This is a genomic window from Paenibacillus sp. FSL K6-1566 (assembly GCF_038050475.1).
Taxonomy (GTDB): Bacteria; Bacillota; Bacilli; order Paenibacillales; family Paenibacillaceae; genus Paenibacillus_AQ; species Paenibacillus_AQ lactis.
Window position 1 is genome coordinate 2,229,085 of sequence record NZ_JBBOSR010000001.1, and the last position, 13,865, is coordinate 2,242,949.

The following is a 13,865-nucleotide window of genomic DNA, read 5'->3' on the forward strand; positions in this document are numbered from 1 at the left end:
TAAATGATACTGTCAATCAACAACGAATTATGAAAGTGTTAGATATTAAGGAATACTGCTGCTAGACTAAAAAGTAGACATGGAGAACCGAGAATCGGGTAAAATGAATCTATCCAAATTCGAGGTGCTACCATGACGAAAAAATACGATAAAGAATTTAAACTGCAAACGATTCAGATGATCCAGGAAGAAGGGAAAGCGGTGGCGCAGGTCGCCCGCGAACTGGGGATCAGCGACAACACCCTGTATCGTTGGATGGCGGAATACAAGAAAGACGGCGCACAGGCCTTTCCAGGCAGTGGGCAACTGAAAGCCGACGATAAAGCAATGAGAGATCTTCAGAAACGCCTTCGTGATCTGGAAGAGGAGAACGACATCTTAAAAAAGGCGATGCACTACTTCGCCAAAGACCGGCGCTGATCTATGCCTTCATCCACGATCATCGCTTCAAGTGCCGAGTCTCGAAGATGTGCGAAGCCTTTGAAGTATCCCGAAGCGGCTATTACAAATGGACCCAGCGAAAAGCCAGCAAACGTGAAAAGCGACGTCGCAAGCTGGAGCGGCGGATCCGTCGTATCTTTCTAGAATCCCGTCGATTATATGGAAGCCCCAAAGTAGCAAAAGAACTGCACAAGCAGGGCATACGAGTGTCCGAGAAAACAGTCGCTCGGATCATGAAGGAGCTGGGTTTACGTTCTCGCACGGTGAAGAAATACAAGGCCACAACCAACTCGAAGCACAACCTGCCTGTCCAAGAGAACGTGTTGAACCGCGAGTTTAATCCGTCCGCTCCAAACAAGGCCTGGGTGGCTGATATTACGTATATCCCGACCGATGAGGGGTGGCTATACCTGGCAAGCATCATGGACCTGTACAGTCGTAAAATCGTTGGATTTCACATGGATGAGCGAATGACGAAAGAACTCGTGTTAACGGCGCTGGACCGCGCCCACAGCCAGCAGCGACCGTGCGAAGAGGTTCTGCATCATTCGGATCGCGGCAGCCAGTACGCTTCTCATGACTACCAGGCGCGGCTGCGCACCTACAAGATGAAAGGCAGTATGAGCCGCAAAGGGAACTGCTACGATAATGCGTGTATTGAATCGTTCCACAGTGTGCTTAAGAAAGAACTTGTCTACTTGGAGAAGTTCAAAACACGCAAGCAAGCCAAGAAACGCATTTTTGAATATATTACCTGCTTCTACAATGGAAAACGAATCCATTCCGCGATTGGGTATTCTACGCCCAATGAGTGCGAACGTATGTACCGATCTGCCGCATAATTTTCTCGATTCTTTGTGTCTACTCTATTGACAGAGGTACATACCTTGCTGGTGAACATGCAATAAATAAACGTCCTCCAGAGATGTTCAATAATAAACCGTTCATTCCTAGAAAAATAGTTCTTCAATACGCTAAACGGTTGTTAGAGTTTTCGACCGCTTATCTAATTGGGAATAAGATTACACTAACAGGCAATGAGAAAGTCGTGGATGCTGTAACAGCGATCTATAAGAATGGTTACGATAAAATTGATTTTGACATTGTACATAATGTAAATAGGTTCGGGAACTCATACGAATATACATATGTTAAGGATGGCAAGATTACAAGCAAATTAATTGATGCAGCAGACAGTTATCCTGTGATTGATAGTGATAATGAATACATTGCATTCGTAGAGAGTTACACGATTAATAATGTGAGTTTCTATAATGTTTATTATCAGGACAGAGTTGAAAAATATAGTGATGCTGGCGGCGAGTTGCATTTAAAGGGAACGTATAATAATTTAACTGGTTTGCCAGTGATATATAGGAATGATAATCCTATTGATGATGTATTCGGACGGAGTGATCTAGAGGATTACATAACAATATTGGATAGCATGGAGGATTTGATTAGTAAAAGCGTGGATGCTTTTTACAAATACATAACGGGTATTCCGATTATTAAAGGACAACAATTAAAAGGGGAACTACCTACTGAAACGGTTGGAGCAGGCATTAATTTAGATTCAGATGCGGATTTCTATTATGCACAAAACAAGTTTGATCATGCAGCATTTGAAACATTGTATAAGCATTTAATGACTAGTTTATTAGACGTGAGTTGTACACCTGCAGTAAGTATGGGGAAAGTTGATATTAGTAATCTGTCTGAGGTAAGCATTAAATTGTTGTTCTCATTAGCCAACATTAGAGCAATGATAAGCGAGAAGTTTATCAAAGAAGGCATGAAGCAAAGACATGACAAGTTTAGACGGTTGTTAGAAATGCAGGGTAAACGGTTTAAAGATCAAGAATGGGATACATTAGATATTACATTCCAATATGCTATGCCACAATCAGAAAAGGATATCATTGATAATTTGACTAAGTTGAAAGAAATGGGTGCAATCAGTATTGAGAGCATATTAGTGCATAGTCCGTACACAACGGATGTGAACAGTGAGATGGTTAGATTGAGTAGTGAAGGAGCAAAGGTTAGAGTGGATAGTTAAGTTAATGATTATAATGTTAACTAAAAGTAAGCAGGGGTGATGATTGATGATATTATAAAAACATAGTTAAAATACTGATAAATTAGCGGTGGGAGTATGTTCGCCAACACGCACCTGTTATTATATAAATTGTAGTGGCAGGTGCCATATAATAATGGTTATTCGGGTAAATGTGGCTGATTTTCTTGTATTTTCGTTGCTTTTTTTTAAGCATTTTGACCATTATTCTGTTCCACTTCATAAATGGTATATAAGATATATTATGTGTCAGTTAGACCACTAACTTGTGTAGATTATGGTCTATTTTTGGGCGATTTGGAGTCATTTGAAGTAAATCCGGTGATTATTTGTACTAATCTGCATATTAATTTGCAATTTGTAGGCTAGCATGGTGGATTGGATACCCCTAATCTGGAAAATTTTCCGGCAGCATATGCAATTACACATGAACAAAAAATAAAAAAATAGAGGAAAATAATTCCGTTTGTCGAATTTACCATCATCATAACTGTGTGAATCGATAAGGAGAGAATTTATCATGTCTTTTTCTGTAGGATTATTTGATAGGTTATTTGGTGAAAAAATTGAATTAGAAATTCCATATGATGGGCAAGTTGTTAAGAGAACTGTAACAAAGAAATGGTATGACCAAATGATCAAGGAAGGGAAGATCGCAAAAGTCGAAGAAGAAGTAGTTACTGTCCATATGATACATCCATTCAATGGATATAGTATTCTTAACTGGGTAGTAGGTGATGATATCCCCCGCGAGACTGTTTTGGAATTTATTAATGATAACGGAGAACTATATGCTATGACGTTTTATGAAAATGGAAAAGAAAATGTAATGGTTGTTAATAAGGAAATGTTTGATGAAACGTATAAGCAATTATCAGATTTATAATTCAAGAAAGCATCCTTTACGAAGGGTGCTTTCTTTGTGACTACAAGACCACTATCTATATGATTTTTGTAATTCTATATACCTATGTGGATGTTGATGATAATATAAATTAAAAAACCACTGGAGGAATATGGAATTGAAGAGAGTATTGATTTTGTTAGTGTTTATCTTTGTAGTAAGTGGTACTTTGTCTCTGAGTATCAACGCTTCATCAATTGATGAACAAGAAACAACTACTAGGATAATTGAAAGTGCATCAATAAAAACAATGGATGGAGTTTTTGATTCCTCATCTGGTCTGGAATCCGATGAAGGTGCGATAATTATTACTTTAAAACAAGCAGAATATGAATTGTTTAAAGCCTTGTCAGTTGACGGAAAAAAGAAGGTAATGAACAAACTTGCACAATCTAATTGGGGCGATTATCTAGGTGTAAGTGTGTGCTATATTTTGGTTATATTTAACAATGAAGTGTATGCTGTTGGCGAAACGACCTATAATACTAATGATTCATCTATATCGCTACAGACTTTTGAGCAAGGAAGTTCGAACTTAACACCATGGAAAAATAAATCTACTAACGATAAACCAAAAGATGATCACGAAAAAAATAAAACTAACAATTCAAATCCAAAAGTTAAATCAATCAGCATCAAGGATACAGGGGTAATTTTAAAAAATAATACAATGCTTCCAGCAGCGCAAGTTTTTAAAAACTTAGGTGGAAGTGTTCAATTGAACAATAACACTAAAGACATTACATTTAAAATTGGCAATATTACAATCAAATCAAAACTAAATTCCAAATACATACAGATTAACAATACTAAAAGTTCATATGCAGTTGCTCCACAGATCATTGATGGTAAGTTAATGGTTCCAGTGCAATTATTAAAAGACCTCTTTAAAGTGACCGTTACGGTTAATAAAGGTGAATATGGCTACGATTCAACATATATTGAATCAGTTACACTTTTATCTGATACAACCAAACTAACAGTTCCAGTAAATGACCTCTATGAATCCTATAAAAGTTATTATGGCAAAACAGCCTGGATAAATACACCTCAGGTTATAGTAAAGGATTTATCTGGTAAATATTGTTATTGCTAACGCATAATGTCCGGAGATTGATGGTGTAAGTTATCCTGCTATTGACGGTTAATCTGACCGCATCCGGATATACGAGAGGGAGAATTATGATAATTCTCCCTGAATGACGCGCTTAACCATATGATCGTCGATAATGCGGTGTTTGTTCTGTGCGCCGTAGAGCATGCAATGAGTACATACTTTGTTAATTAGCCTAGCTGCTCCGCCAGAGTAACGATAGATGTCGTCAATAGCTCCGTCAGTGAAGATGTCTCGTTCCGCACCGGCATAAGTCATGTGTCTCTCGATGTAGGCTCCTGTTTGGGCCCGGTCATAATGCGGAAGTTTGCATTGAAGATCGATGCGTTGACGAATCGCAGCGTAGGCTTGTAGGTTAATGCGATCCCACAATTCACTTTGCCCGACGAGGATGAGGGCCATTGGGCTTTGAGCATCCATCTTGAAATTTAGTAGAAAGCGAACTTCCTCCAGCATCTCTCGGTCCAAAAGATGACTTTCATCCACGACCACGACGGGCTGCAGTCCATGAATTCCCCGCATGAGCTCGATCTCTCGATGCAGCTGACGTTTCGCATCCCCGCGATAAAACTTCGATTCACAACCGAGTTGTTCCAGCAGCCCCTTGTAGAAGTGCCGCGGTGTCAGTTTTGAATCCGACAGATAGAGCACCTTGAACTTCGCAGGATCCAGTTCTTCGGCAAACCGCCGAATCGTTGTTGTCTTTCCGGTTCCGCAGTCACCGGTCACGACCGCAAACCATTGCCGTTCTGCCGCATATTCTAGCCGCCCCAGCGTCTCCTCCAAAATTTCCGACTCATATAACTCACTAGGCAGAATGTCCCTGGAGAACGGTGAACGGCTAAGCTCATAGAATGCCTCAAACATTGCCATTCACCTTGCCTTTCTTACGGAAGCTGATGGCCGGCACTTGCTCAGCGCGGCGCCCGCGACTTTGTACTTCAGCAACGCTTAACAGCCGCGATGAATCTGCCGGCAGCGGCTGAAGTTGATCCGGCAGTGGAGGACGTTTCCCGACACGTTCCCCGATTACGAGTTCCTTTACCTTCCATGGTTCGTGACCTTCGTACTCGATCACGAGCTCGGTGATGTCCGCCGGGTCATACACGACATCCACGGTACATCCGATGAACGGAAGCCCCACTTCATATTTACGCTCCAAGAAGCTGATGCACCCGGTTTTGTCGACTTTGCGGGTTTCGCAATGAAGGAATGCATTGGCGAGTATCTCTAGTTCCACAAACCGAAGCGCCTTCTTGTCACTTCGAAAGGCGGTTTCAGGGCTTCGTTTGTCAAGTGCTGAATGCGGCTTGTTCTGGTAGCATTCCGAAAGCCAAACTTCGAACAATTCATTCAGGCGGTCAAGCGTCTTTGGTTTTTCAAGTGCTGCTTCGCTAAGGAAAGAATCTACCACCCGGTTGAAGCGTTCAACTTTCCCGGTTGATTCGGGCGAGTATGGCCTAGCAAACAGAAGGCGAATGCCGAGCTTGGAGCACGTTCGCGTCATCCACTTAGTTCGATACTGCTTCCCGTTGTCGAAGTACACGGCTTCCGGAACACCGTACTTCTGAATGGCCTTTCGGAAGCTGTCTTCAATGATCGTCTTGTCCATGACCGGGTAAAACTCACCGTGCAGGACAAACCTCGTCGCGTCGTCGATAAAGGTAACGAGAAACACTTGTTTCATCGCTCCGTCCGGTCCAATGGGCAGATACGGACCGTACTTTATGTCCGAGTGCCATAGACGATTGCGGTGTGGCTGTTGGAATCGTCGAGCCGCTACACCTGAGTTTGCATACATTCGCATATGCCTTGTGCTATAACCACGTTCAGTGAGCTTCTCTTGAAGCGTGCTCCGTTTGATTTGACCTGGCTTAACGCGGCCTTCCCATTCCAAGATCTGAATGATCTGGGCAACACTGCGACTTGGCACTTCCCGCCGCAGCAAGATCGCTTGCTCCAAGACCTCCGGTGGAATGGCGGGGGCTGTGGGTTGTTTTCCTTTGCTCTTCGGCTTTAATCCGCCAAAGCCATCTTGCCGGTAGGCTGCTAAATACCGCCGCAGCGTTCTCTCCGATATTCCGATTTGCTCGCAAATTCTTTGCTTGATTTCCCTCGCCTTTGCCGGGTCGAGCCCTTCCGTAAGCAACGGGGCAAGGAGCTGCACACGATCCGCAGCGATCTGTTCCGCTTTCTTCTGATCTTTCATCCGTTTACACCTCTTTTGGTAGATTCGTTTACGAGTCTATCTCAGAGGGCTTCGGACAAGAATGCAGAACGGGTATGTACCCACAATTTTGAATTCACAACAGGTCGGACAACTCTTGCTAGCCATCCATCGGCATCTCCGACATAACGTCCGAATCTATGGTGTGCAGTTTGTGAAGGTGCGGACGGTTCCTTCACAACATCTAGATGAAAGCGAATGGCGATGGACTCTAGGCACCCTAACCAGTAGGTAGCCATTGAGCAAAGCCAAGTCCGCCAACGGTACAGTGTGGAGTTGTCTGCGGCAACATCTACTTCCGTGGGTTCAGACGCAATGACATTCTCCACACATTCTGATTCGTAACGCTTGTAAGGCACAATGCAGTCCGGTAACTCATGATGAATCTTCCGGCAAGCCGTACAACGTAGTCTTCGGATGACCAAGACGCTCTTTTCTCCCGTAGCATGTACAAGCTTCCGTTTTCGGCTCCCGATCACCGTCAAACTCGCAATGCAACAAGGACTAGGAACAATTTCTGCACACCTAACAAAAAACGCCGGGGATCTTCTCAACCAGCTCGTAATTTGATACAATGATCATACGTTTTGTGAGGGGATGTCTCCAGTGAGCTTGCGCGAACAGGCTCACGCTATATGGAGGCATCCTTTTCCTTTTCTGTGATACGGACATTATATTCGTCAATCCCCGGACAGGCAACACCGTCAGCTTTCGGGCATTATGCTTCAGCGTAAACATAAATATGTATATGATAAAGTTAAAAACCTTGCCCAAGTTAAAATAACAAAAGTAGAAAGAGATACAAATTACGGGGATTGGTTGAATGTTTATTTTGTTAATAAGGGAAAGACCTATAAAGCAAATATAAAGGAATCTGATTTCAGATTTGTATTTTATACAGTTAGTCCATACAAACAATACAAATATTCACAAAAACATTGGAATCAGATAGAGAACATGAGTATTAGTATTGGAATGACCTCCGACATGGTTTACTTGTCTTGGGGATTATATGACCGTCACAGTAAGGATACCTATTCATGGGGGACTACTGATATGTGGGTATATGAACAATCAATTGGCGGTGATAAATATTTGTACTTTGTAAATGATGTTTTACATTCAATTTCAACTTACTAAATGCTTTCCTAAACGACCTACCTTTTGGTGGGTCTTTTCTTATCCAGAATAATAAAGGAGCGATGAAAATGAATTATACAGAACGACTTCAACTTGAAACAAAAGGCATCACCTTAACGCCGAACGAATTAACTATTTACCTTGCTGAAGAGGGAATCAGTAATCCAGAAATTGAATATGATGCTTCTTCAGCCAGTGATAAACGTAGAATCTATTCTGCAGCATTATCCATCTTAAATAGTGTAGCAAATAACCCAACATTAATGAAATCCTATAAAGAGGATGATCTGACCGTTTCTGATTTTGCGGAATCGCTTCAAAATCGGATTGACCAATTAGAGCGCAAGATTAGATCCATGTCCATTAATCAATCAGACAACGCTTCAAATACGTTTATGCTGTTTAGCCGCTAAGGAGTGAGTTTATGATTAATCTATTTGAAAGTAGTACTGATGACTTTGCTTTCCTGCTCGATCAGATGGGTAAAGAAGTTACCATAAATAACAATCCTGTCAGGGTACTAGTCACTAACAAAAGTTTGAATGAAAATTATGATGATAGAAAAATCACTTCCATGTCACCATTTAACCGTGGTGATATTGTTGTTTACAACGGTAAAAAATATTTAATTGTCAGCGAAATAAATGATAAGCGATATAACAAATACAAAGCAATCATAAGACATCTTCCGCACAGAATCATTGTTAATTCCGAAAGTCGATTCTACACTCTGGATTGCTATATAAATACAACAGATTTAGGTTTAACCTCTGGTAAGGTACTTACCCTTGCTGATGGGGAGATAACAGTAAATTGTAGTAATTACTCATTAGATTCTGGCCTTAAATTGGATGCTAGGTTCTTGCTTAATGGTCGGGCATGGAAAGTAACAGGAATTGATGATTATAGCAAGCCTGGGACAGTTGCTTTAACATGTACTAAGGATACGATTGATTCAACGGATGATCTTGTGAACGGTATTGCTGGTGGTTTAGGGATTAAAGTAGATATAACAAGCGGTGATTTTAACCTTTCTATTGGCTCAACTTATCAACTTACATGGACAAGTACGAATAACGCACCAGTTAAATTTAGTTCCTCAGATGACTCAATTGCCACTGTTGACGCTCATGGCCTTGTAACAGGGCTTAATATTGGTTCGGTGACAATTACGGCTTATCATGCTCAATTGGAGTGGATTAAAGACACAGTTATGGTTACCGTCGAAGATATTCCAGTGGACTACACTGTTACAATCACAAGTAGTAGTAGCCCGGGCGAAATTTATAAAGGACGGACTAAAACATACGAAGCCATTGTAACTCAGGGTTCAGCAACAGTAATAGAACCTGTTACCTGGGCGATATATGCAGACGATCAAACAAGCACAACAACGTTTGCAAAGATTACAAGTCAAACAGGAACATCGTGTATTGTAAGTGGGGATAATTTAGGATATGTACAACTGAAGGCTAGTTTGGTAGTTGATCCGTCTGTTCACGCTTGGTACAGAATTAGGATTAGAAGTGCGTTATAAATAAAAATGCCCCCAATGATGAAGGGGGCATACTTTACTTATAACAGTTTATTCAATGCGTTAAATTTATCATTTTGTTCTTTGAGTGCAGTTCCCCATAAAGAGAAGTAACGGAGAGTCATTGCAATATTTGAATGTCTCAGAATTTTCTGGATGGTTCCTACATCGGCTCCTGCCATTAACATACGATGTGCAGCAGTATGTCGGAATGTATGGGCAGATAAGCGAACGTTCTTAAAATTCATATGTGCCTTCAAATGTTTAAAAATACACTTTATAGCATTATCGGTTAATTGTTCACCTTTTCGGTCTGTAAAGACAAACTCAGGGAGTCCGTTAAAGTATTTTTCAACAAACAACTTATACTCCAAAAACTCCTTTTTGAGTTTATCGGTCATTGGCAAACTGCTTGCCATACGTTTTTTACCTGTGACAGTGATGACTTGATTGTGCAAATCTACATCACTCCAGCGCAAGTTTACCGTTTCACCTAACCGACAAGCCGAACCAAGAAGAAAGATGATCAGGAAGTAATCACGGTAACTGTACAGAGTCTTATCACGGTATTTGAGCCGCTGATAGTAATTAAGCATTTGTTTTATTTGTTCATCTGAAAACACTTCTATTTTTATCTCTTCTTTTGCAAATGGAATCCGTTTAGTTGGGTTTGTTTTTGTTGTGAAAATATCCATTTCAGATTCAAAGTAGTTAAAGAAAATTTTAAGCACATGAAGTTTACTATTTACGGTAGTGGGATTATTCTTTCGCTCTTTACTGCAATAGATGAGATATCCTTTAACCAAAGAGGAAGTACAATCCTCTAGATTAACAATACCTTGGTCAATACAATATGCGTGGAACTCGTTCAATGTTGCCATATAAGATTCCAAGGTTCGACTTGAAATGTTCCTGTACTCCCGATCTGATTTGAACTCATTCAAACTAAACTTTAAAAGCATGAAAAAAACCACCAATCTAATGTTATTTTCAAACAATAGATAGTGGTTAAACCATTCGGAAACGTGTTCGTTAGTGACCACAATAAAAATAAAAGGGACTGAGTAGGCTCAATCCCTTTCACTGTAAGGCCTATGATCTGTAGTGGGCTCGAACCACTGACCCCCACCCTGTCAAGATGGTGCTCTCCCAGCTGAGCTAACAGATCAGAAATAAAATAAAAAATTGAGGTAATTCATATATTACCAGCAGACAAGCTGGCTGTCAACGGTTTTTTCGTTATAAAATAGGACGTTTCGGTTCAGACTAGGAAAAGTGCCATTTTTCCATAAACAGGAGCGTGAATTCCATGAAACAAGCAGCTTACTTCAGCATGAATCGAATCGCGGTTGCTGCTGTAACCCTAACCACCATCGCAGTCGTCAGCGGATGCAGCGTTCCGGAACGGACGTCGGTTCAGCTTGAGCCCTTGAACTCGCCTTCGGCTCCCGTTCTGCTGGATGTATACAGCCGTTCGGTTCAAAACGAAGTATATTCAAGGGATGGGGAGCTGTCTCGTCCCGAACCGATGTCAACGCTTGAATCCGATCCAACGCTGCCCGAGCTGACCCATTGATTCCGTTTGGCATCAATCGTTCATCAGAGGAGCGGTAGTCCCGCTACTCGATCGGTTCCTTGTCATAACGTGCAAGCGCGGATGTTCGGTAACCGCCGGCCACAAGGCTGGCGGCCGCAATTTAACCAAGTTATCTATTCCTCATCCCATTTGCGGGAGTAACCCTTCTTTATTGCCCAGAATACTGGAAAAATGATGAGGACGGCAATGATAGCGGCTACAAAAATCGTGCCTCCGATTCCCATGCTCGGCCTAGCTCCTTTCTAAGAAGACGTTAGCTTCTACTATACAGGAAATCAAATCTTTTGTATAATATTTCGATCTGATAAAGATAGAGGGTTCCGATAGACGAATCTACATAAAGAGGTGTGAATCAAGTGGCAGCAGAGATTATTAATGTGACGACCGAGGAGCAGCTGGAGCAAGCACTGGACATCCGTAAAGATGTGTTCGTGCTGGAGCAGAAGGTGCCGATTGATCTGGAGATTGACGATTATGACCGGTTGGATGCGGAGGCCTGGCATGTATTGATCAAATCGGAAGGGCAGTATGCCGCAACCGGCCGTTTGACCTACTATAATAAGGATTCGGCGAAAATGCAGCGGATCGCCGTCCGCAAGCCGTTCCGCTCCAAAGGCATCGGCCGGGTGCTGATGATGGCATTAGAAACGCAGGCTCGGGAGCTGAAGCTGCCTTATGCAGTGCTGGATGCCCAAGTACAGGCAGAGCCGTTTTACCGTAAGCTCGGATACGAGACGATATCGGATGAACCGTTCGACGATGCGGGGATTCCCCATGTTCGGATGAAAAAAGAGCTGTAATCCTGCTCATCCCTGGCATGAAGAAGAGGCCCAGCGTTGGATCGCAGGGCCTCTTTATCGATCTTTTAGAATGTCGGCAGATTGTCCAAATTGTTGCTTGGATCGCCATCGGCATTCGAACGGAGATGCTCGTCACCGTCACGTCCGCGAAATACATTCACATTCTTGATTTGTTTATTCTTCGCCATTTGCTGGGCTGTTTTGTAATCGACGACCGTTCCGTCCTCGAGCTTCAGCTCGACGATATCGCCATCGCCGTTTTTCCGTACGCCTACGACTTCTTGAGAATTGTTTTCCATGATATATCGCCTCCCGGGTATAGAGTTCCCGGGTCCGATCCTATCTATGCACCCCAAAACCATGCAGTATTCTGAATCTTCCGTCGGTCTGCTGCGGATATTCAAGCCTCAGACAGCTTGGAATCTCTTTTCCCGTTTCGACCTATAACTCGTAGATGCGCTGCTGCTCCAGAAATTCCATCAATCCGGTCTTGCCGATATAATCTTTGGCATTGTCCCCATAGTGCATTAGATAAGTGCGTTCTTGAATATTCTCCGGCAGACTAAGCAGCTCCTCCAGCGTGGTGTGGACCTCGCCCGGCCCCTGCAGCTGACACTCATGCAGAATTACCTCGCACCCCCGGTCCTGTACCAGTGTACGAAGCAGCGCAGGATCGAATACCATATCGGCGCTGTAAAAAATCCGTTCATTCAAATAAAGCGAATAGCTGCTCTTCCCCGGGATATGCCGGGTTTGAATCAGCTCCACGGACAATCCGGACGAAATATCCGTCTTTACCCCCGGCTTCAGCGGATGGACGTCAAAGATATCGTCCAGCGAGGTGATTTGACCTTCTTGATACATGCCGCCCCGCAAGGTGTTCTCCCACAGCGGCTGGACAAGCGCTTCGCCGATGTAGAGCGGAAGCTTGCGCTTGTATTGCAGCTTTGTGATAAAAGCAAGCTCCTCCAAACCGCCGACATGGTCCCCATGAATGTGGGTGATCAGCACCGCATCGATGTCATTGAACGTAGCCCCGAGCTGGTGCAACGCCATAGGGGCTGTAATCCCGCAATCGACCATCAGCGTATACCCGTTGTCATCAATCAGCGCGTTATTGTTGTAGTACTGCTTGGCAAACGCACCGCCGGTGCCAAGCATTTGCAATTTCAAAGTCAATGTGCGTAACCTCCTGATGTATGATGTGAAAATCCTGGCAAGCTACTTTATATTGTACCGAAACCAGGGCGGAAGTACACGGTCTTTAAATACCTTCTTAGGCGGTAGTTTCATCAACAAAATTAGACAAATTTTTTTCCACAAACTGCTGGACAGAGCGCAACTTGTTATTTGGGTTGTAGTATACACATATAACAACATGATGAGCTATTGGGGGGAACGGATAAGATGAAGTGGAAGAAAGTGATGGCGTGCGTTCTGGTCCTTTCGTTAATGGGTGGCAGTACGCTTTTATTTGCGGATTCCGTACAAGAGCGTGTCCGGGTATGGCTCAACGGACGCGAATTAAAGGACGGCGGTTATGTGATCGACGGCAAAACCTACGTGCCGGTGCGGGAGTTTGACGGTGCCGTGGACTGGAATTCGAAGACAGGTAATGTCGAAGTGATTAAACCTAATGTGCATATTTTCCTGTTCAAAGGGGACACTGTATTCGGGAACGTCAACAGGGGCAAGCTGAAATTCAACGTATTCAGCCAGGTCGACAGCCTGAATAACGATATCCATGCGGTGAAGGTTGCGATCGAAGACCCATCCGGTCATGTCAAGGATATTCAATCCCAGGTCGTTCAAGACCGGAAGGACAATTTTTGGTTCCGCACCTATGATTTTACGTATGACTTTAAAACGTCAGGCAAATACTCGGTCGGCTTTTATGTCCAGGTTAAACCCGATTCCGGCTTCGTCAAGGTTGCCGAAAAGGTGATCACGGCGCTGAACTAAACGCAGGTTGTGGCCGCCTCAGGAAAAATTGACCTGAAGAAGCCTTACGTGATACGATACGAAAGT

At 43.0% G+C, this 13,865-nt stretch carries 16 protein-coding genes and 1 tRNA gene; 10 read left to right on the forward strand and 7 right to left on the reverse strand.

From position 1 onward, the window contains the following. The first annotated feature begins 132 nt into the window (after nt 1–132). The 4 genes from NST08_RS09540 (at nt 133) to NST08_RS09555 (ending at nt 4,521) form a co-directional block, all read left to right on the forward strand. Nucleotides 133–1,283 (forward strand): IS3 family transposase gene (locus NST08_RS09540; RefSeq protein WP_248931314.1). Its coding sequence is split into 2 segments (ribosomal slippage): nt 133–388 and nt 388–1,283, totalling 1,152 coding nucleotides; the frame shifts between segments, so codons are not numbered across the junction. Continuing rightward, nucleotides 1,253–2,503, forward strand: coding sequence for a phage portal protein (locus NST08_RS09545; RefSeq protein ID WP_341341711.1), 1,251 nt, complete (start codon nt 1,253–1,255; stop codon nt 2,501–2,503). The genes NST08_RS09540 and NST08_RS09545 overlap by 31 nt, the downstream gene beginning before the upstream one ends. Before the next feature lie 538 nt (nt 2,504–3,041). Next, a complete protein-coding gene (locus NST08_RS09550) occupies nt 3,042–3,407 on the forward strand; it encodes a hypothetical protein (RefSeq protein WP_341341712.1) in 366 nt (121 codons plus the stop codon). 136 nt (nt 3,408–3,543) lie between these two features. Continuing rightward, nucleotides 3,544–4,521 (forward strand): copper amine oxidase N-terminal domain-containing protein, encoded by a 978-nt coding sequence (locus NST08_RS09555; protein ID WP_341341713.1) that lies wholly within the window; start codon nt 3,544–3,546, stop codon nt 4,519–4,521. A gap of 84 nt (nt 4,522–4,605) precedes the next feature. On the opposite strand, the gene NST08_RS09560 is transcribed toward NST08_RS09555, so the two are convergent. From NST08_RS09560 to NST08_RS09570, 3 genes are read right to left on the reverse strand one after another with little or no spacing between them, the layout of a single operon-like run. After that, the gene (locus NST08_RS09560) at nt 4,606–5,406 is read right to left on the reverse strand and encodes an ExeA family protein (protein WP_251537695.1); all 801 of its coding nucleotides are present in this window, start codon (nt 5,404–5,406) and stop codon (nt 4,606–4,608) included. Further along, nucleotides 5,399–6,748, reverse strand: a complete 1,350-nt coding sequence (locus tag NST08_RS09565; protein WP_251537694.1) for a DDE-type integrase/transposase/recombinase — start codon at nt 6,746–6,748, stop codon at nt 5,399–5,401. Before NST08_RS09565 ends, NST08_RS09560 begins: the two co-directional genes overlap by 8 nt. A 41-nt stretch (nt 6,749–6,789) precedes the next feature. Beyond that, nucleotides 6,790–7,341 carry a DUF6431 domain-containing protein gene (locus tag NST08_RS09570; RefSeq protein WP_341341391.1) on the reverse strand — a complete coding sequence of 184 codons (552 nt, stop codon included), beginning with the start codon at nt 7,339–7,341 and terminating at the stop codon, nt 6,790–6,792. 145 nt (nt 7,342–7,486) lie between these two features. On the opposite strand from NST08_RS09570, the gene NST08_RS09575 reads away from it, so the two are divergent. From NST08_RS09575 to NST08_RS09585, 3 genes are all read left to right on the forward strand, one after another. Then, on the forward strand, nt 7,487–7,906 hold the full coding sequence (locus NST08_RS09575) for a hypothetical protein (RefSeq protein WP_341341714.1): 420 nt from the start codon (nt 7,487–7,489) through the stop codon (nt 7,904–7,906). Nucleotides 7,907–7,974: 68 nt separating this feature from the next. Next, nucleotides 7,975–8,319 (forward strand): hypothetical protein, encoded by a 345-nt coding sequence (locus NST08_RS09580; protein WP_341341715.1) that lies wholly within the window; start codon nt 7,975–7,977, stop codon nt 8,317–8,319. A gap of 11 nt (nt 8,320–8,330) precedes the next feature. Next, nucleotides 8,331–9,443, forward strand: a complete 1,113-nt coding sequence (locus NST08_RS09585) for an Ig-like domain-containing protein (RefSeq protein ID WP_341341716.1) — start codon at nt 8,331–8,333, stop codon at nt 9,441–9,443. A 38-nt stretch (nt 9,444–9,481) separates the two neighbouring features. Here NST08_RS09585 and NST08_RS09590 read toward each other — a convergent pair whose 3' ends face one another. Continuing rightward, nucleotides 9,482–10,402: a tyrosine-type recombinase/integrase gene (locus NST08_RS09590; RefSeq protein ID WP_053489014.1), complete on the reverse strand. Its 921-nt coding sequence runs from the start codon at nt 10,400–10,402 to the stop codon at nt 9,482–9,484. A gap of 133 nt (nt 10,403–10,535) precedes the next feature. Then, nucleotides 10,536–10,608 (reverse strand) — tRNA-Val (locus NST08_RS09595). A 141-nt stretch (nt 10,609–10,749) separates the two neighbouring features. Between NST08_RS09595 and NST08_RS09600 the strand changes: the two genes are divergently transcribed. Both NST08_RS09600 and NST08_RS09605 read left to right on the forward strand, forming a co-directional pair. Then, complete coding sequence (locus tag NST08_RS09600; protein WP_341341717.1) at nt 10,750–11,016, forward strand: hypothetical protein; 267 nt, start codon at nt 10,750–10,752, stop codon at nt 11,014–11,016. A 377-nt stretch (nt 11,017–11,393) separates the two neighbouring features. Further along, nucleotides 11,394–11,837, forward strand: a complete 444-nt coding sequence (locus tag NST08_RS09605) for a GNAT family N-acetyltransferase (protein WP_007129598.1) — start codon at nt 11,394–11,396, stop codon at nt 11,835–11,837. A gap of 65 nt (nt 11,838–11,902) precedes the next feature. On the opposite strand, the gene NST08_RS09610 is transcribed toward NST08_RS09605, so the two are convergent. Next, nucleotides 11,903–12,136 (reverse strand): DUF3892 domain-containing protein, encoded by a 234-nt coding sequence (locus NST08_RS09610; RefSeq protein WP_007129599.1) that lies wholly within the window; start codon nt 12,134–12,136, stop codon nt 11,903–11,905. 142 nt (nt 12,137–12,278) lie between these two features. Then, nucleotides 12,279–13,016 (reverse strand): MBL fold metallo-hydrolase, encoded by a 738-nt coding sequence (locus tag NST08_RS09615; RefSeq protein ID WP_007129600.1) that lies wholly within the window; start codon nt 13,014–13,016, stop codon nt 12,279–12,281. A gap of 228 nt (nt 13,017–13,244) precedes the next feature. Between NST08_RS09615 and NST08_RS09620 the strand changes: the two genes are divergently transcribed. Beyond that, nucleotides 13,245–13,799 (forward strand): hypothetical protein, encoded by a 555-nt coding sequence (locus NST08_RS09620; protein WP_007129601.1) that lies wholly within the window; start codon nt 13,245–13,247, stop codon nt 13,797–13,799. Nucleotides 13,800–13,865: the final 66 nt, after the last annotated feature.